Annotated in this window: 20 protein-coding genes, 4 tRNA genes and 1 pseudogene; 16 read left to right on the top strand and 9 right to left on the bottom strand. The window is 57.0% G+C overall.

Features of this window, described 5'->3' with window-relative positions; translation table 11 throughout:
- The first annotated feature begins 74 nt into the window (after window positions 1–74).
- The 9 genes from trpA to HNQ59_RS10125 all read left to right on the top strand — a co-directional run bounded on the left by trpA (window position 75) and on the right by HNQ59_RS10125 (window position 8,216).
- Entirely contained in the window at window positions 75–875 is an 801-nt protein-coding gene (gene trpA / locus HNQ59_RS10165; protein WP_184038649.1) for a tryptophan synthase subunit alpha, read from the top strand.
- Between the two features lie 25 nt (window positions 876–900).
- Window positions 901–1,770, top strand: coding sequence for an acetyl-CoA carboxylase, carboxyltransferase subunit beta (gene accD, locus HNQ59_RS10160; RefSeq protein ID WP_184038646.1), 870 nt, complete (start codon window positions 901–903; stop codon window positions 1,768–1,770).
- Window positions 1,771–1,952: 182 nt separating this feature from the next.
- Window positions 1,953–3,233: a bifunctional tetrahydrofolate synthase/dihydrofolate synthase gene (folC, locus tag HNQ59_RS10155; protein WP_184038643.1), complete on the top strand. Its 1,281-nt coding sequence runs from the start codon at window positions 1,953–1,955 to the stop codon at window positions 3,231–3,233.
- Window positions 3,234–3,250: 17 nt separating this feature from the next.
- The gene (locus HNQ59_RS10150) at window positions 3,251–3,994 is read left to right on the top strand and encodes an SPOR domain-containing protein (protein WP_184038640.1); all 744 of its coding nucleotides are present in this window, start codon (window positions 3,251–3,253) and stop codon (window positions 3,992–3,994) included.
- Window positions 3,995–4,035: 41 nt separating this feature from the next.
- Window positions 4,036–4,527, top strand: a complete 492-nt coding sequence (locus tag HNQ59_RS10145) for a CvpA family protein (RefSeq protein ID WP_184038637.1) — start codon at window positions 4,036–4,038, stop codon at window positions 4,525–4,527.
- Between the two features lie 6 nt (window positions 4,528–4,533).
- Window positions 4,534–6,057: an amidophosphoribosyltransferase gene (gene purF, locus HNQ59_RS10140; protein ID WP_184038636.1), complete on the top strand. Its 1,524-nt coding sequence runs from the start codon at window positions 4,534–4,536 to the stop codon at window positions 6,055–6,057.
- A gap of 223 nt (window positions 6,058–6,280) precedes the next feature.
- Window positions 6,281–7,465: an O-succinylhomoserine sulfhydrylase gene (locus HNQ59_RS10135; protein ID WP_184038633.1), complete on the top strand. Its 1,185-nt coding sequence runs from the start codon at window positions 6,281–6,283 to the stop codon at window positions 7,463–7,465.
- An 82-nt stretch (window positions 7,466–7,547) separates the two neighbouring features.
- Window positions 7,548–7,700, top strand: a complete 153-nt coding sequence (locus HNQ59_RS10130) for a hypothetical protein (protein WP_184038631.1) — start codon at window positions 7,548–7,550, stop codon at window positions 7,698–7,700.
- Window positions 7,701–7,838: 138 nt separating this feature from the next.
- Window positions 7,839–8,216 carry a cupin domain-containing protein gene (locus HNQ59_RS10125; RefSeq protein ID WP_184038628.1) on the top strand — a complete coding sequence of 126 codons (378 nt, stop codon included), beginning with the start codon at window positions 7,839–7,841 and terminating at the stop codon, window positions 8,214–8,216.
- Here the strand turns inward: HNQ59_RS10125 and HNQ59_RS10120 are convergent.
- Window positions 8,211–8,711 carry a hypothetical protein gene (locus tag HNQ59_RS10120; RefSeq protein WP_184038625.1) on the bottom strand — a complete coding sequence of 167 codons (501 nt, stop codon included), beginning with the start codon at window positions 8,709–8,711 and terminating at the stop codon, window positions 8,211–8,213. The genes HNQ59_RS10125 and HNQ59_RS10120 overlap by 6 nt on opposite strands.
- Before the next feature lie 488 nt (window positions 8,712–9,199).
- Here HNQ59_RS10120 and HNQ59_RS10115 point away from each other — a divergent pair, with 488 nt between their 5' ends.
- Both HNQ59_RS10115 and HNQ59_RS10110 read left to right on the top strand, forming a co-directional pair.
- Complete coding sequence (locus tag HNQ59_RS10115) at window positions 9,200–9,856, top strand: tetratricopeptide repeat protein (RefSeq protein WP_184038622.1); 657 nt, start codon at window positions 9,200–9,202, stop codon at window positions 9,854–9,856.
- An 86-nt stretch (window positions 9,857–9,942) separates the two neighbouring features.
- Window positions 9,943–10,410, top strand: a complete 468-nt coding sequence (locus HNQ59_RS10110; RefSeq protein WP_184038619.1) for a hypothetical protein — start codon at window positions 9,943–9,945, stop codon at window positions 10,408–10,410.
- A 58-nt stretch (window positions 10,411–10,468) separates the two neighbouring features.
- Here the strand turns inward: HNQ59_RS10110 and HNQ59_RS10105 are convergent, their stop codons facing one another.
- Window positions 10,469–11,248 carry a substrate-binding periplasmic protein gene (locus HNQ59_RS10105; protein ID WP_184038617.1) on the bottom strand — a complete coding sequence of 260 codons (780 nt, stop codon included), beginning with the start codon at window positions 11,246–11,248 and terminating at the stop codon, window positions 10,469–10,471.
- Window positions 11,249–11,444: 196 nt separating this feature from the next.
- On the opposite strand from HNQ59_RS10105, the gene HNQ59_RS10100 reads away from it, so the two are divergent.
- From HNQ59_RS10100 to HNQ59_RS10090, 4 genes and pseudogenes are all read left to right on the top strand, one after another.
- Window positions 11,445–13,166 (top strand): methyl-accepting chemotaxis protein, encoded by a 1,722-nt coding sequence (locus tag HNQ59_RS10100; protein WP_184038614.1) that lies wholly within the window; start codon window positions 11,445–11,447, stop codon window positions 13,164–13,166.
- A gap of 151 nt (window positions 13,167–13,317) precedes the next feature.
- Window positions 13,318–13,755 (top strand): annotated as a pseudogene (gene tadA / locus HNQ59_RS19630) (tRNA adenosine(34) deaminase TadA); the annotation flags it as partial.
- Window positions 13,735–14,298 (top strand): GNAT family N-acetyltransferase, encoded by a 564-nt coding sequence (locus HNQ59_RS19625; RefSeq protein WP_343074238.1) that lies wholly within the window; start codon window positions 13,735–13,737, stop codon window positions 14,296–14,298. The pseudogene tadA and the gene HNQ59_RS19625, both read left to right, overlap by 21 nt.
- A gap of 89 nt (window positions 14,299–14,387) precedes the next feature.
- The gene (locus HNQ59_RS10090; protein WP_184038591.1) at window positions 14,388–14,570 is read left to right on the top strand and encodes a putative motility protein; all 183 of its coding nucleotides are present in this window, start codon (window positions 14,388–14,390) and stop codon (window positions 14,568–14,570) included.
- A gap of 31 nt (window positions 14,571–14,601) precedes the next feature.
- Here HNQ59_RS10090 and HNQ59_RS10085 read toward each other — a convergent pair whose 3' ends face one another.
- From HNQ59_RS10085 to HNQ59_RS10055, 7 genes are all read right to left on the bottom strand, one after another.
- Entirely contained in the window at window positions 14,602–14,880 is a 279-nt protein-coding gene (locus HNQ59_RS10085) for a DUF4936 family protein (protein WP_184038588.1), read from the bottom strand.
- Window positions 14,880–15,902, bottom strand: coding sequence for a CAF17-like 4Fe-4S cluster assembly/insertion protein YgfZ (ygfZ, locus tag HNQ59_RS10080; RefSeq protein WP_184038586.1), 1,023 nt, complete (start codon window positions 15,900–15,902; stop codon window positions 14,880–14,882). The genes HNQ59_RS10085 and ygfZ overlap by 1 nt, the downstream gene beginning before the upstream one ends.
- A 128-nt stretch (window positions 15,903–16,030) precedes the next feature.
- Window positions 16,031–20,137 carry an EAL domain-containing protein gene (locus tag HNQ59_RS10075; protein ID WP_184038584.1) on the bottom strand — a complete coding sequence of 1,369 codons (4,107 nt, stop codon included), beginning with the start codon at window positions 20,135–20,137 and terminating at the stop codon, window positions 16,031–16,033.
- 421 nt (window positions 20,138–20,558) lie between these two features.
- Window positions 20,559–20,634, bottom strand: a tRNA-Asn gene (locus tag HNQ59_RS10070).
- Between the two features lie 58 nt (window positions 20,635–20,692).
- Window positions 20,693–20,768, bottom strand: a tRNA-Asn gene (locus tag HNQ59_RS10065).
- A gap of 61 nt (window positions 20,769–20,829) precedes the next feature.
- Window positions 20,830–20,905 (bottom strand) — tRNA-Asn (locus tag HNQ59_RS10060).
- Window positions 20,906–20,961: 56 nt separating this feature from the next.
- Window positions 20,962–21,037, bottom strand: a tRNA-Asn gene (locus HNQ59_RS10055).
- Window positions 21,038–21,111: 74 nt separating this feature from the next.
- Here HNQ59_RS10055 and HNQ59_RS10050 point away from each other — a divergent pair.
- Window positions 21,112–22,404: an AsmA-like C-terminal region-containing protein gene (locus tag HNQ59_RS10050; protein WP_184038582.1), complete on the top strand. Its 1,293-nt coding sequence runs from the start codon at window positions 21,112–21,114 to the stop codon at window positions 22,402–22,404.
- Window positions 22,405–22,645: the final 241 nt, after the last annotated feature.

Raw genomic sequence — 22,645 nt, 5'->3', positions numbered from 1 at the left:
GGGGCGATATGCCCCTTGCGGGTTTCCCCCAATACGCGGCCAGCTGTGCCGTCAAGTAGAGTCCGCTAATAAACATGTCCAGAATCGATTCCAGATTGAGTGCGCTGAAGCAGCAACAGCGCAAAGCATTGATCCCCTACATTACAGCAGGCGACCCGACCAAAGCGCTGACGGTTCCGTTGATGCATGCGTTGGCTGCTGCAGGGGCAGATATTCTGGAAATAGGCGTACCGTTTTCTGATCCCATGGCAGAAGGCCCGGTCATCCAGCGAGCCATGGAGCGCGCACTGGCCAATCAGGTCAGCTTGAAGGATGTGCTTGCGATGGTGGCTGAATTCCGCCAGCGCGATGCAGATACCCCGGTTGTGTTGATGGGGTATGCCAACCCGGTTGAGGCGATGGGCTATGAGACTTTCGCCCAGCAGGCGTCTGCGGCAGGGGTGGATGGCCTGTTGACGGTGGATTTCCCGCCGGAGGAGGCCAGTGGTCTGGTGGATATCCTGGACCGCCATGGTATTGCTCCTATCTTCCTGCTTGCCCCTACCACACCGGAATCACGTATCGAGACGGTGGGCAAGCTCGCACGAGGGTATGTCTACTACGTATCGTTGCGTGGGGTGACAGGAGCGGCGAATCTGGACATGTCCGAGGTGGCGGCAAGGTTGCCGCTGTTACGAAAACACATCCAGTTGCCGATAGGCGTGGGTTTTGGCATTCGCGATGGCAAAACGGCCCGGGCCGTGGCGGAAGTCGCGGACGCAGTAGTGATCGGTAGCCGTTTGGTGCAGGAGATAGAATCTGCAGGCGAACGGGATGCGGTGGAAAACATCGGCAAGCTGGTCAAAGATATACGAGAGGCAATCGATCATGCCTGAGCAGATCGCAGATAGGACAGAGACGATGAGCTGGTTACAGAAACTGCTGCCGCCCAAGATCAAGAGCAAGACCAATGGGGCGAAGGCCGGTGTGCCGGAAGGTTTGTGGAGCAAATGCTCTGCATGCGAGGCCGTGTTATATCGGACAGATCTGGAGAACAATCTCAACGTCTGCCCAAAGTGTGATCATCACAACCCGATCTCAGCCCGGAAGCGACTGGACATGCTGCTTGACCCAGAAGGCCGGTTTGAGATTGGTGGCGAAGTCCAACCACTGGACACGCTCAAATTCAAGGATTCGAAGCGCTATCCAGACCGCCTGGAGGCCGCACGCAATGACACTGGTGAAACCGATGCCTTGGTGGTCATGCAAGGGGCCATCCATCATGTCCCGCTGGTGGCTGCTGCATTCGAATTCAAGTTCATCGGGGGCTCCATGGGGGCTGTCGTTGGCGAGCGCTTCGTGCGGGGTGTGAATACCTGTCTTGAGCAGAATCTGCCTTTTATCTGTGTAGCGGCCAGCGGTGGCGCACGAATGCAGGAAGGCTTGAATTCCTTGATGCAGATGGCTAAAACCAGCGCGGCGTTGACCAAGCTGGCTGAGCGTCGCCTGCCCTTCATCTCCGTGCTGACCGACCCCACCATGGGGGGCGTATCGGCCAGTTTTGCCTTTCTGGGCGATGTGGTGATAGCCGAGCCGCAGGCACTGATTGGCTTTGCGGGCCCGCGTGTCATTGAGCAGACGGTACGTGAAACTCTGCCGGAGGGCTTCCAGCGTGCGGAATTCCTGCTGGAAAAAGGAGCAATTGACATGATTGTCGATCGCCGCCAGATGCGCGACAAAGTTGCGGATCTGTTGACACTGATGTTGCGATTGCCCGCACGGGATCATTGATCGACGCATGTCGCAAGTCTGACCATTGTCAAGACTGTCAGCCGGTTTATCTGCTTGCTATCATGCGGGCCGTTAAACCGGCTGTTGCTTTGCTGGGCCAGTGTCGGGGAAGGCCATGATCATCATGCCGCCCACACGGAATCGATGCCCGATGCCGCCAAATCAGAGATGATGTAAACGATATGACCCATCCCCACACAAATAGACAAACAGTTGATGACTGGCTTCGTCATCTGGAGCAAATACACCCCGTGGCCATCGATCTGGGTTTGGCGCGGGTACAGGCAGCCAAAGCGCAGATGGGCCTGAATCTGGCCTGTCCGGTCATCACCATCGGCGGTACCAATGGGAAGGGCTCGGTTTGTGCCTTTCTCAGCACGATACTGACTGCAGCGGGCTATAAAGTGGGTTGCTATACCTCGCCTCATTTGTTGCACTACAACGAGCGGGTGGCCGTCGAGCTGCAACCGATCAGCGATGCCGCGTTGATACGATCCTTCGAAGCCGTTGAAGCTGGGCGTGGCCAAACACCATTGACCTACTATGAATTCGGTACTCTGGCCGCCATCTGGCATTTTGCCCAGGCGGCGCTGGATGTGGTGATCCTGGAAGTGGGGTTGGGCGGGCGGTTGGATGCGGTCAACGCATTTGATGCGGATGTGGCAGCCGTGGTCAGTGTGGATCTGGATCACCAGGCCTATCTGGGCGATACCCGCGAGGCGATTGCATATGAAAAGGCCGGTATTTTCAGAGCTGGTAAAGTTGCCGTGTGTGGTGATGCACAACCCCCTGCCACGTTAGTCGAGCATGCCCAGTCGATCGACGCTGATCTGCAACTGATCGGCAAGGATTTCGGTTTTACCCGGCAAGAGCAACAGTGGGCGTTCTGGGGGCGGCGTGGGAAGCATCTGTCGCTGCCTTTTCCTGCTTTACGTGGCGCCTATCAATTGGGCAATGCCAGCGTGGCAATGGCTGTGTTGGACGAATTGCGCGATCGCCTGCCGGTCAGCATCAGCGATATCAAGCGTGGATTGTTGCAGGTGGAGTGGCCAGCCCGCTTTCAAGTCATGCCAGGGCGGCCCAGCGTGATTCTGGATGTCGCGCACAATCCCCATGCTGCCCGTGCATTTGGCGCCAGCCTTAAAGCCATGGGGTATTACGAACAGACATTTGCGGTATTCTCAATGTTGGCAGATAAAGATATTGGCAGTGTGATCTCCTTATTGAAGGAGCAGATCGATCACTGGTTCATCGCGCCCCTGGATGGGCCCAGGGCGATGTCCGTCGAGGCATTGCAGGCCGCGTTGCAAGCTGCGAATGTCATTGGGAAAATCTCCACATTCGAAACCATTGGCGACGCGTATCGGGCCGCCTGTGATAAGGCGGGGGAAAATGATAGAATTGCCGCCTTCGGATCGTTTTATACGGTTGCCGAGGTGCTTCAGGCACGTCAAACTCGGTGAGCCGGTACCCAAAAGGCATGGTTCAACAAACTTCGAATGATGAACTGCTGCAGCTGAAAAAGCGGGCACGCCGTCGCTTGGTCGGGGCGGTGGTGCTGGTATTGGTTGCAGTCGTTGTCCTATGGAATGTGTTGGACAGCGAACCCAAAGGCGCGACACAGCATGTTGGGGCGCAACATGTCGAGATCGTCAGCAATGCGCCGCAATTACAAGCTACGCCTGCACCTGATCTGGCTTCCCGCCCATCTCCGTTGGATGCCGCACCCAGCGGGGTGGCGCAGGTGCCCAAGCCGCCAGAAGCGGCCCCTTCACATACAAAACCGGCCCCCACACTCGTCGAGCCACCGGCTCCCAAGCCGACGCCCGAGCCCTCCAGATTGGTGCCCAAGCCGGCTGCCGATGTGAAAATGGCGGAAAAGCCAGAGGCACCCAAACCGAAGAAAGAGCCAGCTGAATCCAAGGAGGCGCGAGAAGCGCGCGAGGCCAAGGAAGCGAAGGCCGAGGCCCAGAAAGCCGAGCTGGCTGGGATGAAAGCCGATGCCAAAGGCAGCGTGGCGATCCAGATCGCGGCCTTGTCCGAAGATAACAAGGCCAAACAACTGGCAGCCAAATTGCAGCAGGTCGGTGTGCCTGCCTACGCCGAGGCCAAGGGGCCGTTGACACGTGTGCGTGCTGGCCCGTTTACAAGCCGGCAGCAAGCCGAGAATGCCCTGGAGAAGCTGAAATCCATGGGTTATTCCGGTGTGATCGTACCGCGCTGAACTATATTGGAATTGGCTCCCTGCCAAGATCACGGCATACAATGACCCCATTTGACTACGGTGTTTTGCTGATTGTCGGTTTTTCGGTGTTACTGAGCGTGATGCGCGGGCTGCTGCGCGAGCTGATGGCTTTGGCTTCGTGGGTCATCGCATTTTTCGTGGCGCGAAACTACACCACTGAAATCACGCCGCTCTTACCTGCTTCGATTCCCAGCGAAGAGTTGAAACTGCTGGCGGGCTTTCTGGCATTGTTTCTGGGTTCGTTGCTGATCATGACATTGCTGACCATCGCATTGTCCGAGGTCATCAAAGTGGTTGGCCTGTCAGGGGTCGATCGTATACTGGGCGCGCTGTTTGGCTTGGTACGTGGATGTTTTATCGTTGTCGTGCTGGTGTTGCTGGCGGGGTTGACCTCGTTGCCGCGCGAGCCGATGTGGAAAAATGCGATGTTCAGTCCTGTATTCGAGGCCGTGGCGCTGGTTGTCAAGCCTTGGTTGCCGGACGGGCTCGCCAAACACATTAAATATGAGTAAGTAATTATGTGCGGAATTATCGGTTTGGTCGCCAAGACGCCTGTCAATCAGATGTTGTATGACGGCTTATTGATTCTGCAGCATCGTGGTCAGGATGCTGCAGGCATTGTTACGATGGATGGTCCACGTCTGCATATGCACAAGGGCTCCGGCTTGGTGCGCGATGTGTTCCGCACACGCAATATGCGCTCGTTACAGGGCACCACGGGCATCGGGCACGTCCGTTACCCCACAGCCGGCTCAGCTTCATCGCTGGCTGAGGCCCAGCCGTTCTATGTCAATTCACCGTTTGGTATCGTGTTGGCGCATAACGGCAACCTGACGAACGCAGATCAGCTGAAACAGGAGATGTACCTGCAGGATCTGCGTCATATCAATACCAATTCAGATTCCGAAGTGCTGTTGAATGTGTTCGCGCACGAGCTGCAGAAGCAGACACGTGGCGACCGGGTGGATGCGGACGCGGTGTTCTCAGCGGTGGCTGCTGTTCACAAGCGTATTCGGGGCGCCTACGCGGTGGTGTCGATGATTGCCGGGCATGGTCTGGTGGCCTTTCGTGACCCGAACGGCATTCGTCCGCTGGTGTTGGGCAAGGCCGAGACCCCACAAGGCACGGAGTACATGCTGGCCTCAGAGTCGGTCACGCTGGATTCGTTGGGATTCCAACCCGTGCGGGATGTGGCGCCGGGCGAGGCCGTCTATATCACGCAAGATGGGCAATTCTTCAATCGTCAATGTGCGGAGAACACCGCCCATACCCCCTGTATTTTCGAGTTCGTCTACTTTGCCCGTTCTGATTCGGTGATCGATGGCATTTCGGTGCATGCATCCCGCTTGTACATGGGCGAGTTCCTGGCGGACAAGATTCGCCAGACCATGCCCAACCTTGATATCGATGTGGTGATTCCGATTCCTGACACCAGCCGTGCCAGTGCGTTGCAGCTCGCTAATCACCTGGGTTTGCCCTATCGCGAAGGCTTCATGAAAAACCGCTATATCGGTCGGACATTCATCATGCCTGGGCAGGCTGTCCGCAAGAAATCGGTGCGGCAAAAGCTGAGCCCGATCGCCGTCGAATTCAAAGGCAAGAACGTGCTGCTGGTCGATGATTCGATCGTGCGCGGCACGACCTCGCGGGAAATCGTGCAGATGGTGCGCGAAGCAGGTGCCTTGAAGGTGTATTTTGCATCGGCGGCGCCACCAGTGCGCTTTCCGAACGTATATGGCATTGACATGCCCACCCGCAACGAGCTGTTGGCAACTGGGCGTGATGCGGCGGCCATTGCCCGCGAGATCGGTGCGGATGCGGTGGTGTATCAGGATCTGGAAGCGCTGGAAGCAGCGGTGCATCGCTGCAATTTCGATATCAAGACCTTTGAGACTTCCTGCTTCAGCGGGAAATATATCACAGGGGATATCGACGAAGCCTATCTGGCCAAGATCGAAAGTGAACGCAACGACGCGGCCAAGGCGGACAAGGAACGGGATCTCGACTTCAATATCGGTGTGGCGGAACAGAACCTGATCTGATATCGGATGGGGCAGCGCTTGACAGCCTGCCTTGACATCCTCGACCATAGCGTTAGCGCCGATTTGTCACCGCTTGCGGGCGCATAAAAAATACAGCTAAACCGTGGAGTTTCCAAGGTCTCGATCCTGAACCCGCTTGGCTGTTGCAAGCGGGTTTTGTTTTTCCGGGGTGATATATCTGTAGCTGCAGTCGCATGGCCCCGTAACCGAGATAGAGCTGAAGATGACGGATTTTGCAGAGAGTGATTGGCAACTGGAAACCCTCGCCATTCGGGCAGGGGCAGATCGTACCCAGTTTGGAGAGCATAGCGAGGCGATGTTCCTGACCTCCAGCTTTGTCTTTGAAAACGCAGCACAGGCAGCAGCGCGCTTTGGCGGCACCGAGCCTGGCAATATCTATGCCCGGTTCACCAACCCGACAGTGACTGCATTTCAGACGCGTCTGGCGGCGCTGGAGGGCGCCGAGTTCTGCGTGGCGACGGCGTCGGGTATGGCAGCGATCACCAGCTGCATCATGGGTCTGCTGTCGGCGGGGGATCATATCGTGGCGTCCAAAAGCCTGTTTGGTTCCACGGTTCAGCTGTTCAACACCATCCTGAGCCGATTCGGCATCACCACCACCTATGTCGATCTGGCCGATCTGGCTGCCTGGGAGGCGGCTATCCAGCCCAACACCCGCATGCTGTTCGTCGAGACGCCCTCCAATCCCTTGACTGAATTGGCCGACATCGCAGCTCTGGCGGAGATCGCCCATCGCCGTGGTGCGCTCCTGGTGGTGGACAACTGTTTTTGTACGCCAGCCTTGCAGCGCCCCTTGGCACTGGGTGCCGATATCGTCGTGCATTCCGCCACCAAATACCTGGATGGGCAGGGGAGAGTATTGGGTGGGGCCGTATTGGGGAACAAGCAATTGCTGGAGCCTGTATTCGGCTTCCTGCGCACCGCAGGGCCGACACTGTCGGCATTCAATGCCTGGGTGATCCTGAAAGGCTTGGAAACGCTACAGTTGCGGATGGAAGCACACAGCCGTAACGCCTTGGCTTTGGCCAGCTGGCTGGAGCAGCAACCTGCAGTCAGTCGCGTGTTCTACCCAGGCCTGCCGTCCCATCCGCAATATGCCCTGGCGCAGCGCCAGCAATATCTGGGTGGTGGCATTGTCACCTTCGAGGTCAAAGGCGGGCGCGAAGCCGCGTGGCGGGTGGTTGATGCAACCCGTTTGATGTCGATCACTGCTAATTTGGGTGATGTCAAAACCACCATCACCCACCCAGCCAGCACCACGCATGGCCGCATCACCCCAGAGGCCCGCGCCGCAGCTGGCATCACCGAGGGTATGCTGCGTATTGCGGTGGGCCTGGAGTCGATCGAAGACCTGAAGCGTGACCTGCTGACTGGTTTGGTGGGTTGATAGGGTGACCTTGCCCACCATACAGTAGATTGCTGATCGTGTGGACGCAGCGCTGATTGGCCTTTTCCATTGAGCCGCCTCATTGGAAGCGATCAGCGATGTTGAAGTGCCATCCGCACCATTGTGGGTGTTGGGGGGCTGGAGGCTGGATGGCCACGCAGCATGGATGGCCTTCCGCCTGCCGGTGATCCGGCAAAGACGGACAACGGGCGTGCCAACGGATGGCATGCCGTAGACACCGCTGTCGGATACCATGCGTTTCCTTCAATGCCATCAATGCGCTAGCCATCGGCGCGATTGGCATATGACGGCGCGCCCTCCATCATGGCCTGTTCCTGGCCAATTCCTCCGTGATGAACAAAGAAAGCCTGTTATGACCAAACCTGCCGTTGTCTTTTCACAACAACACCCCGAGCCGATCTATGACCGGCCCAGGGCGGATCGCCTGGAATCAGGCAACCCCCTTCGAACCACCTGGACGCATTACACCAGCCAAGATGGTGTGTTGGATTGCGGCATCTGGGCGTGCGAGCCAGGGCGCTGGCGGATTGCCTTTGCTGACAATAAAGCAGAATTCTTCTGTGTGATCGAAGGGGTGGTGCGTTTGCATGATGCAGAAGGCCGGGTGAGCGAGATCGGCGCGGGTGAGGCTGCTGTCATCCCAGCGGGCTTCATCGGGCAATTCGAGGTGGTCGAGGCGGTGCGCAAATACTATGTCATTGTCGAGACGCCCACGTCCGGCGGGCTATGACAGGCATTGGCCGCTCACCCCTGCTTTCAAGGGTATGCGCACACCAGCCTGCCCGACATGGTAATACAGCGAGATGATCTGCCAGCCTTGTCTGGTTTGATACAGCTGAATGCTGTTGACGCCGGTGAAATCCGGCTTGGCGGCTGTTTTGTCGGTTCTTGATTCCACCACACTATAGACGGTGGCGAACCGGTCAAAGACCTGGATGTCCCGAAAGATCTCACATTCGTGAAAACCATCCTTGGCAGGCCGATCCAGCATGGTGATGAATTGCAAGGCTGACGATCTGGTCAGGGTCGGCTCGGCTTGACGATAACTAGCGCCAAATACATAAGCATCAGGGTGGAATAGCTGCTTGAGTGTCTGGATGGCGGGCTTTTCTCCAGGCAGGCTTGAAAGCGCCTGCCATAGCTCGGAAACCACCCCATCGGGCGAGACAGGCTGCGCCCATGACAAGCTGGAAAAGCATAACAGGATTCCTGGTAGTACTCGCATGCCGCCGTCCTCATCGTGAATCAACAATGGAAGTCAGATTCTACCTATGTTCTGATCGGGTGAGGCCAACGGAATGTGGCCTCCGTGACCCAGGTATCCGCCCGCTAAGCCGTGCGCTGGCGGGTATACGCTATGTTGGCAGATGATCGGGGCGTCGTGGCCGATGCGCCTTGATACGGCTGCCCTGTCGATGAAGAGGGTATCCTGTGTGAGGGCGGTCAATTATTGGCGCCGCTTGAAATGAGCGTGGGTGCCAGGGTGGATGCCATGGCCGGCATCCGCCTGTATGGAAGCATCCGCTGCATGGAGAGCATTGAATTGGTGCCAGCCGGGCAGAAGACATGCTGACAATGTGATGTGTATGACGATCCAGTGGTGTGAATGAATTCGGAAAATAGAATAAATTGAACTAGATTGAGTAGTGTGATCTGCCGTGATTCTGGTTTGCGGGTGCGATCGGCGGTGGGTTGTTTTCGGGGAGCGCGGCCATGCGTCATCCGACGAAGTTATCTGCGTTGCTGCTGGCCGTCTGGCTAGGGGCGTCAAGTGCAAACGTATCGGCAGAACAGCGCGATGCAGCCTATCATGCCTACATCAACCGTGATTATGAAGTTGCTGGCAAGCTGTATGGGCACAATGCCCGCAATGGCAACTCGCTGGCGCAGTTCAACCTGGCCATGATGATGATCCGGGGCGAATCCAGTGAGGGCTCGCCGCATACGGGGGTCAGCTGGCTGAATCAGGCGGCGGAAGGAGGCTTTGCCCAGGCGCAATTCAATATGGGGCTGCTGTATGAACACGGCCACCTGGTGCCACGGTCACAGACCATGGCCACCGAGTGGTTCCGCCGGGCCGCGAATCAAGGCCATGGCGCCGCGCAGGAGAGTCTGGCCACCCAGTATTACCTGGGGCGGGGTGCAGAAAAGGATGAGCGGCTGGCCGCATTCTGGTATGAGCGCGCCGCAGCCAATGGGGAAATCGCCTCACAGTACATTGTTGCATCGATGTATGAATCAGGTGATGGTATGCAGAAAGATCTTCATAAAGCCATGTATTGGTATGTTCAGGCAGCCAAACAAGGTGATCAGGCTGCATATATGAAGGCGCAGTTTTTGCTGAAACACTTGACACAAAACAGCCGTTAGTCATGCCAACGGTGCACGGCCCTTGCCTGTTGTTGATTTGAAGGTAGAATCCTGTCATTGTCGATATTCTGGTAACAGGCTTGCCCATGAAAAAATGTGTATGGTTGATGCTTGGCTGGATCGGTGTCACATCGGCCAGTCAGGCATCGGAAATTTTCAAATGCATTCACCCGCAGTCCGGCAGGGTGACCTACGCCAATTCTCCATGCCCGAAAGGTGAGTCTCAGACCAAACCCGAGTTGATCGAGAACCAGATCAAGTTCACCTTTGTCGAGCCCAAATCCAAGGTCGAGAAGCTACCTAGTGCTGAGCCGCTGCCAACCGGCAATACATTGCAACGGGCTGATGCCGGCAAGATCGATCAGGAGCAATGCGACCAGGCGTTGCGCGAATATCGTAGCTATGTGCAGAACAAACCTGAATTGAGCAATTTTGACTTGGCGATGTCTGCCAATGGGGTGGCGGTCAGAATGAAGTGTGGCGAAGCCGCGCTGCCGGTGCCCAAGCCAGATGCGAAGGTCAAGGTGGAAAGTCTGCCGGGAACCGGTTCCTGAGTCGAATGAAAACGCCACGTTGATCGTGGCGTTTTCGTTCTGCATCCCAAAGCCTGCCTCAGCGTTTGAAGAAGGCGGCTTCTGCTTGTTTGTATTCTGGCGATTCTCGGACGCTGGCGATGGCATCCCATAGCTGGGTAACGGCGCCAGGGTATTTGGCTTGGTATCCTTTACCGAAGATCAAAAAGTAGGGCTTTTCGACTAGCGGGGTGGGCACGCGTTCGACTTTGCCGGTGAACTCACTATTGGTTGCTATGGAATTGTCGCCTTCCAAGGTCATCAATGCAGCGCCAGCAACACGGTTGGAAATGAGCTTGCGTAAGGTGTCATCGGCTGTTTTTGCCCCATCATCCACCTGCACGCCGTTCTGCTTCAACAGGTCGATGACAGAATACCCAGGCTGGGTGCCGATGGCACTCGTGACGTTCTGGAATTTGCTGCCATCCCAGTTCACATTGCTGCCTTTCAACCGATACAGGCTGTAGCTGTCCAGCATCATTCGCTTGGCCGGATCGGGCTTGCCGTCCTTGCTGGGGTAGACTGCAAATTCAGCGCGGTCTGGCTTGTAGCTGGCGGCAAATGCCCCATCCATGCCACCACTTTGGACATCATTCAAACACCGCTTCCAAGGGAGCGGGGACATGTCCAGTTTAAGATTGGTCTTCTTGGCAACCATTTCCAACATGATGATGTTCAAACCCTTCTTGCTTTTCATCACCCAGGGATAGATATCTTCACCTTCAAAGCACAGCTTGATGCTGGCCGGTTTGTCCTCGGCCATGGCGGATACAGTCATCAAACTTGATAAAACAACGAGTAATAACGCCGTTTTCTTCATGAGTCGCTCCTGGTTTGGCACATGGTGGTTTAAATGATAGGCTGCCTGACTAAAGCTTGCTGGCTGTTTCCACACGAGGTCTGGGTCATGCCGTTGAACTTGGCCGCAGCTTTCAGCCGGCAGCCTATAATGGATCATCGTATATGTAGCAATCTGCCATTGGTTACCAGATCTGTCAGATGGAATGGAGACCCGGATGCACCTACCCAAGCCCATGTCGGCTCTGCACTTACCTCATCTGTCCAAGCCGCACCTCCCTCCATCCTGGCGGCAGTCGCTCCATCCCGCCAACCTGTTGTCGATGAGTATCTATAAGAAGATCCTGATTGCACCTATGCTGGGTGTGATCTGCCTGCTCCTGACCGTGGCTGCCGGCTATCATGCGCTCAGCCGCCAGGGGGCTGCGCTCGAAGATGTCTACCAGATCCGATTCCAGCAGTATCAGATCACCTCCAGCGCCAGTCAGCAGTTGGCCCAGGCGCATTCGGGCGTGTACCGGTTGTTCACCTGGCTGAAAAACTACACGGAATCCAAAGTCAAAGAAGCCGGCAAAGACCTGGATCAGGAGATCGGTAAAAGCGTGGCGGCCATTCAGCGTTATGCCGCTATGCCGGGCCTGTCTGCTGCGGATCAGAAGAGCGTCAAGGTGCTCCTCGACCAGATGGCTGAATATCGGAACAACGTGGCGCAATCGGTGTCGGTGGCCACGCTGGATGTCAACACCGCGATGGCCATGATGAAGGTGTCCGACAAATTGTTTCAGGACATCAATGCCAAACTGGTTGAGCTGGTCAAGGCCCAGGCCACGCTGGCCGGACAGTCGTATGAACGGGCCTTGGGGGTCAAGCGCTCCGGCGTCATGTTGTCGATGGCCATCGGCTTGGTGGCGGCGCTGCTGGTCATTGCCATATCGAGCTGGCTGAGTCGCGCTATCACCCGGCCATTGCGCAGCGCGATCCAGGCCGCTGAGTGCATCGCTCAGGGTGATCTGCGCCAGTCGATCGCGGTCGTGGGGCGTGATGAGACAGCTCAGCTGCTGGCCGCACTGAAGCAGATGCAGGATCAACTGCATGAAATGATTGCAGGCATCTCGGACAGTGCGGGGCAAGTGGCCGGCTCGGCTCATTCGCTGACCGGCATCACCGAGCAGATCCGTGACAGCTCACAAGGGCAGAGTCGGGTTGCTTCCGATGCTGCGGACACCGTACAGCAGGTTACGGAGAGCATCGCACAGGTGTCGGATTCCTCCAGAACCGCGCGTGATGTGGCCGAGCGGGCTGCGAAGCTGTCCTCGCAAGGCCAGGCATTGGCGGTCAAGGCAGTCGGTGAAGTCAATCGGATTGCCGATACCGTTCGGACATCAGCTGACAATATCGGCAAGCTGCATGAACAGTCACAGCGTATCAGCGGCATTGCCAATGTGATTCGTGATATTGCAGAACAGACCAATCTGCTGGCCCTGAACGCGGCCATCGAAGCAGCCAGGGCGGGGGAGGCGGGCCGAGGTTTCGCGGTGGTGGCCGATGAGGTGCGAAAGCTGGCGGAGCGTACCCGCACAGCTACCATCGAGATCAAGTCAATGGTGGATGCGGTGCAGTCTGAGACCATGGCCGTAGTGCGCGCCATGGAGCGAGGGTCGGAGCAGGTCAAACACGGCGTCACCTTGATCAATGGTGTGTTGGAGCCCTTGGAAAAGCTGCGAAATGATGCAGGGGTGGCCTATGATAATCTGGTCACGTTGTCGCAGATCACCGAGACACAGGCCGTTGCGGGTGGGCGGATCGCCGATCACGTGGGGCAGATCGCCTATATCTCCCGTGGCAATTCCCAGTCTGTGTCAGAAGCCGCAGATGCAGCCCACGCACTGCAAGATCAGGCTGACCGCTTGCAAAAAGAGATCAGCCGGTTTACCGTATAAGCACATTCCGCTGTTCATTCGCGCCCCTGGCAGCCTTGCCTGGGGCGCCTTGTTTTCTGCCGTTGGCACAGGGCTGTTCCTGGGCTGGTGGCGGGGTGGAATCCCAGTCGTTTTCAGAGCAGTCAGTATGTTCAATCTACATGAAACCATGATGCGTGAAGCCTTGGCGCTGGCGTTACAGGCGCAGGGCGAGGGCGAGGTGCCGGTTGGGGCTGTGGTGGTCAAGGACGGCCAGATCATCGGCAAGGGGTGGAACCGCCCGATTGCCGCTGCTGATCCGACCGCCCATGCGGAAATCCAGGCCATGCGGGCAGCAGCGCAGAGGCTGGGCAACTATCGGCTGGTGGACTGCGACCTGTATGTCACACTGGAGCCCTGCGCCATGTGTGCCGGCGCTATCATGCATGCGCGCATCCGCCGGGTGTTCTACGGTGCGCCAGACTTCAAGACTGGCGTGTGTGGCAGCGTTGTCGATCTGTTTGCCGAAAGCCGCTTGAATCACCATGCCGAGGTGGTGGGCGGGCTGCTGGCAGCAGAATGTGGCGGGTTGCTCAAACAGTTTTTCAGTATGCGGCGGCAGGCCAAGAAGCAGGGGTGCTGTGCGGGCCATGCAGACGTGCATGCGTCGTCAGGAGTCGATTCATCAGACCGGGTAGTGCAGGCAGGCGCTGCCGGTGCGCCATCCTTGGCGCAGGCAAAGCAAGGAGAGAAGATGTCGTTTAGTGTCAAAGAAGCAAGCTGGTCAGCAGATCAAACCGCGCTATCAGCAGTGCGCCGTCGGGTGTTCATCGAGGAGCAGGGCATCCCTGCCGAGCTGGAGTGGGATGTGCGTGATGCCCAGGCTTGGCATGTACTGGCGGTGGATGCGCAACAGCAGCCAGTCGGTTGTGGACGTTTGCTGGAGACAGGGCAGATCGGTCGGATGGCGGTGCTGGCTGATTGGCGTGGGCAGGGCGTTGGTGCCGCGCTGTTGCAGGCGTTGCTGGCGATGGCGCAGCGCAAGGGCTTGAATCCGATCTGGTTGAATGCACAAGAATCGGCCCGTGGGTTCTATCGGGCTCAAGATTTCGTGGAAGATGGCGATATGTTCATGGAAGCCGGTATTCCACACTATCGGATGCGATGGCGTTGATGAATCCCGGTTGGAACAGCTTGAGATTGTCTGGATGTTGATCCAAGATGAATGCTGAAGCGGTGTGATGAAATCAAGGAGGCAAGACCATGGATGGTATAACCAGCGGAGCCAATGTGCAGGCGCAAGTGCTGCAGGCAGCAGGGGTGTACGCGATGAAAGTAGCGAACAACGCTGTCGAATCGACCATGATGACGTTGCTCTCATCGGTACAGCCGGCGGCCTACAACAACCCGCCGAATCTGGGCACCCAGGTGGATGTCCGGGCCTAGTCATGCTCCCGGCCAGGGTGATGAAGCTGCGTCACCCTGTCACCTCGAACCATTCCTCATGCCGCCGCGAGCCCGGCATCAACAGGGCAGCGAAGTCCGCTTGCTCGGCCAAACAGGCCAATTGCTGACTGAATTGTGCCCTGTCAGCAATATTCTCGTAGCTCTCCATCCAGGTGGCCGGGTCATCCAGCTTGCGCAACAGCGTGCCTGACTGGCCGGTCTGTTGTGCCACCTGACGGATGAAGTCCGCCAATCGGCTTTGGCTGGCCGGGTGATCGATCACCCGGTAATAGACGTACAGATGGGTCATCAGCTCACGGTATAGGGCAGATCCAGCACCGTCAGCTGCGGGCCCTGCAATGTGCCGAGGTGAACGCCATGGGCAATGCTGCTCATCTGAATCACAGCCAGGGCCTCGCTTTGCTGGGCATCCACCGGTGCAGCATTGACGATCATGCCGATGGCCTGTCCATCCATTTCGGGGCTATACAGCTCCTGGCCGGCTTGCATGGTGGCCTCCGTGCGAACCCGATAGAGGCGGCGTTTCAACTTGCCCAGGTACTGGGTTCGCGCAACGATTTCCTGGCCTGGGTAACAGCCTTTGTTGAAGCTGACCGCGCCAATCAATTCCATATTGGCCATCTGGGCCACGAATTGCTCTTGGGTGGCGGCGGTGATCCATGGCGTGCCCGCGCGGATTTCATGTAGCGCCCAGCCAGGGTGGCCGACAGGCGTGGCTTGTCCAGCCAGCTTCTGCCATAGGCCTGGCGCCAATTCATGCTGCATGGCCAACTGGAAGCGTTGTGGGCCCAGGCGGATGAGGGTGACGCCATGATGGTGGATGGTGCGCATGGTTTCGGTCGGGACTTCACCAAGATGGGTAGTCAGCAGTGCTTCGGCTTGCGGGCCTGCCAGCCCCAGCAGCACCAACTCGCCACTCAGGTCTTCAGCGCGGGTTTTGGTGCGCAGGATATACATCGACAGTTTTTTCTGCATGCTTTCGCGCAGCTCTCGCGGCAATTGCAACAGATAGTTCTCATTGTCACGCCAGATCAGGAAGTTGGCCAGCATGCGGCCTTTGGGCGTGGAAAAGCTGCTCCATTGCGCGTGATTGACATCGAGCTTGCGCACATCGCTGGAGAGCAGATTGTTCAAGAAGGTCACGGTTTCGTCGCCGTGGAACTCAATCACGCCGTAGGCGGACAGATCGGCCAACAGGGTGCCATGTATGGCGGCAGCCTGCTCGCGGGCGGAATCACCAAAGGTGGTGACATGGTGCTGATCGAATCGGGCGCCTTGGGCGGTCAAGAAAGCTTGCCAGTCTGGGTTCATGGTTCCATTCACCAATACAAGGAATGTTGCGGATTATAGGTCAATTGTGGCGCAAACCGAATCCAACGCGGTGCGAACCCATGCTGGCAGAGCCCGCCCATGTGCCCCGCCGGCTGGCGGCGGGGGAGTCATGCCGGGCGCAGGCAGAATTGCTTGGCGAATTCCTCCGCTGGCAATGGCGGGCTGTGCAGGAAGCCCTGGTTCTCGGTACAGCCACGGCTCAGCAGGAAGTCACGCTGCTCCTCATCCTCCACGCCCTCTGCAATCACCTGCAGGTGCAGGCTTTGCGCCAAGCTGATGATGGCGGCGGTGATGGCGGCATTGTCGGCATCATGCGGCAGGTCACGTACAAACGATTGATCGATCTTCAGCTTGTCGATCGGGAACCGTTTGAGATAGGAGAGGCTGGAGTAACCCGTGCCAAAGTCATCGATGGAAAGCCGCACCCCGATGCCTTTCAGTCGGCCCATATTGGCAATGGCCGCTTCGGCATCCTGCATCAGAATGCTCTCGGTGAGCTCCAGCTCGACCAGCTCTGGTGGCCGCTCTGTCTGGTCCAGCGCGGCAATCAGCTTGTCGATGAAGTCCTTCTGCTTGAAATGTAGCGCAGAGACGTTGATCGAGATGGGAATGGCGGGCAGACCTTGTGCGATCCAGATCTGGCCTTGTCTGCAGACGGTACGCAATACCCAGTCGCTGATCGGCACGATCAGGCCGGACTCTTCCGCCACTGGGATGAATTTGGCAGGTGATACCAGGCCAAACTCGGGGTGCCGCCAGCGGATCAGTGCCTCGGCACCGATGATGGCGCCGGTCTGCACGTCCACCTGCGGCTGGTAGTAAACCAGGAATTCCTCCCGCTCCAGCGCACGCCGTAGGCTGTTCTCCATCATCAGATGCTCAAAGACGCGGGCATTCATATTGTGGGTGAAGAACTGGTAATTGTTCCGCCCCGAATCCTTGGCGTGATACATCGCCGCATCGGCATGTTTGACCAGTGTCTCAAAGTCCTCGCCATCGTCTGGGTAGACGGAGATGCCGATGCTGGGTGTCAGCCGTAGGTCGTGATCATTCAAAGCATATGGCTGAGTGATGATGTTGATGACTTTCTGGGCGATGGGGGCGGCATCCTCGCCGTTGCGCAGGTCGGTCAGCATCACCACGAACTCATCTCCCCCCATGCGGGCAACGGTATCGGCCTCGCGCACCACCTGCTTGAGCCGCTCCGCGACCAGCTGCAACAGGGTGTCCCCTACATGGTGGCCAAGCGAATCATTGATGTTCTTGAATCGATCCAGATCGATGAACAACAGGGCTAGTCGGCTTCGCATGCGGTGGGCGGTGGCGATGGCGGTGTGTACCCTGTCCTTGAACAGCTGACGATTCGGCAGCTGCGTCAAGACATCGAAATTGGCCAGGAACTGGATATGTTCGGCCTGGGCCTTGCGCTCGCTGATATCGGAGAACGTGGCGATGAAATTGGAAATGTCACCATTGTCTTTTCGCAGCACCGAGATGGTCAGCCATTCGGGAAACACCTCACCATTTTTGCGGCGATTGTAGATTTCGCCCTGCCAGTAATTGGCGGCTTTCAGCTCTGCCCACATGGCCCGGAAGAAGTCGGTGCCGTGCCGGCCAGACGACAGCATGGATGGGTTGCGGCCAATGACTTCATCGCGGGCGTAACCGGTGATTTTACTGAATGCGGCGTTGACCGACATGATACGGTTGAAGCGATCGGTGATCAGAATGCCCTCGCCAGTGCCCTCGAATACCTTGGCATTGAGCCGTAACTCTTCCTCTGCGCGTTTGTTGTCGCTGATGTCGGTCAGCGTGCCGATCATACGGATGGGCTGGCCTGATTCGTCCCAGGTGGTGACTTTGCCGCGTGCAAGCACCCAGCGATACTGATTGTCCGCCAGGCTCAGTACGCGATATTCGCAAGTGTAATGACCATCGTCCTGGGTGAAACAGTGCTCGATCGCCTGATGGACCCGAGGCTTGTCCTCTGTGTGGATACGTTGCGCCCAGTCACCCAGCGCATGGCTGAGTGGATGCAGTTGGCTGGCACCCAGAATCTGCTCATATTGCCGGGAGTAATAGGCTTCGTTGGCTGCGATGTGCCAATCCCACACCCCATCCCTGCTGCCTTCCAGCGCGAAGTGCCAACGTTCCTCGCTTTGCCGCAAGGCCGTCTCGATGCGGTGGTTTTCGATGGCAATGCCCGCCAGGCGGGCCATGCGCTCAATGGTTTCCGATTCAGCGGCGGTGGGCAGGCGATTGTCATGGAAATACACGCCCAATACACCGATCACCCGATATTGCTTGGATTCGATAGGCTGTGCCCAACAGGCCAGCAATTGTGCATTCAGCGCCAGATCCCGGTTCTGAGACCAGATGATGTCATCACCAATGTTTTCGACGTTGATCGGTCGCTTCAACACCGCCGCAGCGGGACAGGAGCCGCTGTAAGGGGTGGCTGGCAAGCCATCGGTGGCACGGACGAATGGCTCGGGCAGACGCTCGCTCGCCAGATAGCAAAGCTCCTTGGTGTCCGGTTTCAGCTCCTGAACGCAGGGTTTGCCACCCGGCAGCTGCATGGACAGGGCGGCACACAGCGTGTCGAGGGTCAGCTCCAGGGCCTGGCCGCTGGCGATCAGCTCCAGCACCTTGCGTTCGCCGGCCAATAACCGCTCTGAGTGTTTGCGTTCGGTGATGTCCTGTGCGGTACCACGCAGGCCGGTTACCCGACCATCCGAATTGATCCGTGGGTAGCAGGTCAGCCAGATGTCCGCATACCGGCCATCGGTTTGGCGAATACGATATTCAAGCGAAGCACGATGCCGATCCTCGGTAACGCGATTGAGCTGTGTCCGTGCCGGCTCACGGTCATCTTCGATCATCAGCTGTAAAAAGGCTTCCAGCGAGGGGTGGAATTGTAACGGACGGACATCGTGCAGGTGATACATCACCTCGGACCACCACATTTCATTGGTGTTGGCCAGCCACTCCCAATTGCCCAGCTTGGCCACCAACTGCGCATCGGCCAGCCGGGCCTCACTGCGCAGCAAGGCTTCGAGGGTGGTTTTGGATTCGGAGACGTCCGATATCGACCCTGCCATGCGAATCGGTATCCCAGCCTCATCCCAGATGGCTTCCCCGCGCAGACGGAACCACCCGTTTTTCCCATTGCACCGGGTCATGCGGCATTCCACCTCAAAAGGCGTATGCAGGCGCAGATGTGATTCCATATAAGCCACTACCTGATCACGTTCATCTACATGGATATGATCGATCAAGGTGGCGAATTCATCCCCCATGCCCTCCGGCCCGTACCCCAGCATGGTTGCAAACCGCTCCGAGTAATGCATGACCTGCCCAACGATGTCCCAATCCCACAAGCCGTCGTTCGAGCCCTGTACGGCAAGCTCATAGCGCTCTTCGCTCATACGGAGTGCTTGCTGGGCCTGCTCTCGCTCAGTCACATCGATCATCAGATGGACTTCACTTTTCTCATCGGCAAAGCCTGCAAACTCAATCAATCGCTTCGAGCCGTCCTGGTGGGTCAGCTCCATCTGGCGACGGCAGGGGAAGCCCTGCTTGCGATCCGATTCAAAAAGCGCGCGCATGGCATCGGCTTGGTCGTGATAAACCGTCCTGAACCAATCATCAAGTGTCTGGATTTGTGCACGCGGGTAGCCAATCAGCATTTCCGCAGCCCGATTCAGCCAGACCTGCTGGCCCTCAACATACAGCGCCCCGGCAGGAAGCTGCTCCACCATATGCCGGAGACGGGCCTCACTGGCTTTGAGCTGCACCTCGGTCTTGACGCGCTCGGACAAGTCGATGTCCACGCAATACATGATGATCTCACCATCATGCAACGCAGGTGGAATCAAGTGGCTGGAGAGCACATGGACAGCCTGTCCATATTTGCTGGTCAAGGTCAATTCACCAGTGGGAATGGGGATTTTGTGGTCAAACCAGTTGGCGACCGCAGCGATCACCTGCTCACGCATCGCGGGGGGGATGATCAAATCCTCAAGCTGTCTGCCCAATGCCTCACTACGCGAGTAACCATACAGATGCTCGGAGGCTGCATTCCAATAGACAACGCGACGATGGCGGTCATAGCCCTGGACGGATATCTTGTCCATGGCGTCAAACAGCTGTTGCCAATTGGCATCAGTTGTCGATGTGTTGGTCAGGGCTGGCTTTTTACTGAAGAAGGGCATGGCGTCAGGGGTTCCCGTTGCGTCGGACGTCAGTTGTATCGGGGCCTATGATACATCCGGAATGGAGCATGGCGAATATTTAACGAGGCCAGGCGCCGTATTGGCCAGCATGGTTACCAAGTCACGCCGGTATTCCCTTTCGGAGGACATCGCTGAATCTCTTTGGTCACATCAGGTGCGGTGGGGTTCGCAGGATGTGCGTGGCCCCATTCAATCATGAGACGGGTGATGTCTTTCCCAGTTTGATGCATGGCTGAACTATATATAGTTATATGGGTTGCGGCTGTGGTTTGCCAGCCCGTCAGCGGAACCTGCTTTGTCGTTGCCTGGAAGGTGGCTTGCGAGTGGCTGGGATGCTGGCTTGACCCAGCTGGCGACGATACAAACAAAAAGACGATACCCGAGAGTATCGTCTTGAATTTGGCTCCCCGAGCTGGGCTCGAACCAGCGACCTGCGGATTAACAGTCCGTCGCTCTACCGACTGAGCTATCGGGGATCGGTAGATGGCTTTGCTACAACTTGCGATGTAGCAAAGGGTTTTACTTGTTTGTATTTGGCTCCCCGAGCTGGGCTCGAACCAGCGACCTGCGGATTAACAGTCCGTCGCTCTACCGACTGAGCTATCGGGGATCGGTAGAAATTTTATCTGTTGCTGCCTTGGTAAGCAGCGACAGATATTTGCCAAATTTGATGGCTCCCCGAGCTGGGCTCGAACCAGCGACCTGCGGATTAACAGTCCGTCGCTCTACCGACTGAGCTATCAGGGATCATCGAAAAATATTACAAGATGCTGTTTGTGAAATATGCAACTTGCATTAGAATTTGGCTCCCCGAGCTGGGCTCGAACCAGCGACCTGCGGATTAACAGTCCGTCGCTCTACCGACTGAGCTATCGGGGATCAAAGAAGGCGCGTATATTAATGACCTTTCGAATGTCGGTCAATAGCTAAGAACAACATTAGGTAACGACTCAATGAAAATTTTTAAAATTCTGATCGGGGCGCTGGTGGTTTTGCTGGCGTTGGTATTGCTATTTCCGCTTGTCTATCCGATCAATTTATATATTCCACAGCTTGAAAAAGCATTGAGCGGCCAATTGCGGCAGCCGGTCAAAATCGGCAACATCGCGATCGCCTATACCCCCATGCCCAAGCTGGTGCTGGAAAGCATGATGATCGGCGAGCACCAGGAGGTGCAGATCAGAAAGGCTCTGGTATTGCCAGCATATTTGAGTTTGTTGACGGATCAATTGACCATCCGTCAATTGACATTGGAAGGTGCTGATGTAAAACAGGAGTTTATGCTGATTGCCCCTGCGATCCTGAATGCGGGAAAAGGAATGAGTCGTTTCCGCGTGGAATCGGTGAAGTTCACCGAAAGCAACATCCGCATGAATCATGCGACAGTTGGCCCCTTGAATGCGGCGGTGTCGTTTGATCCGAGTGGCGGGTTCAAGGATATCGTGTTGTCGCAGGAGGGCAGCCCGGCAACGCTGCAGATCGCGCCCAAGGATGGTCAATACAGTTTCAGCTTTGTCGCGCAGAGCTGGTCGCCTCCGGTGGCACCCGCCGTCAAGTTCGGCTCGTTGACCATCAATGCCTTGGGCAATATGGATGGATTGGTGATCGATGATATCCGGGCGGTGATCTCGGGCGGCACATTGGTCGGCTCGGCCAAGCTGGAGTGGGCAGACAAATGGCAGTTGTCCGGTAAATACACCATGAGCAATCTGCAGCTGGAGACGTTGACCCAAGGGTTGAGTGAGAAGACCAATGTAGCGGGCCGTGCTTCAATGGAAGGGGTGTTCGGCTCGAATGGCAAGTATCTGGAAGACCTGTTGCTGGCACCACGGGCGGAAGCATCGTTCAAGGTGGAAGATGGCACGATCAACAATTTCGATTTCATCACAGCCATCCGTTACAACGCTGGCACCAAAGGTGAGGGTGGCCTGCGGGGCGGCAAGACGCGTTTCGATGTCTTGACAGGCAATCTGGAGGTCAGTGACAAGACCTATCGTTTCAAGGGGGTGGGGCTGCAGTCTGGTTTGCTGGTTGCCAATGGTGGTTTGTTGATTTCCCCGGACAAGAAAGCTAACGGCCAATTCAGCGTTCGCATCAAGAGTGCGGTGAACCCGCTGGCGGTTCCCATCAGTGTTGGCGGGACGTTGGACAGCCCCTTGTTACGACCCACTGGCTCGATCCGGGCCCGACCTGCGGAGGGGAGCGCCGCTACAAGCGAGGCACCACACACGGAAGAGACTGAGTGATCCTTGTTCAGTTGATGAGATGTTGTTTGAGATGGCCGACGCAGTCGGCCATTTTTCTTGGTGCTGACGACGGACATCCTGCGCAGTCCGATGGGCGTAGCGCGTCATTGTTGCCTATAACGTTAGCAGCCATTGCAGAAAAAGCGCTTTACTTGTATGTGGCAAAGCAATTGTAACTTCATGACAGGATTCATGTTGGTGCTGCTTGAGGGCAGCTGGGTTGAATCTGGGTTGTTCCAAT

Origin of the sequence: Chitinivorax tropicus (assembly GCF_014202905.1) — a bacterium.
Lineage (GTDB): Bacteria > Pseudomonadota > Gammaproteobacteria > Burkholderiales > SCOH01 > Chitinivorax > Chitinivorax tropicus.
The sequence above is the reverse complement of the archived record's forward strand: the minus strand, read 5'-3'. Positions and strand labels throughout refer to the sequence as shown.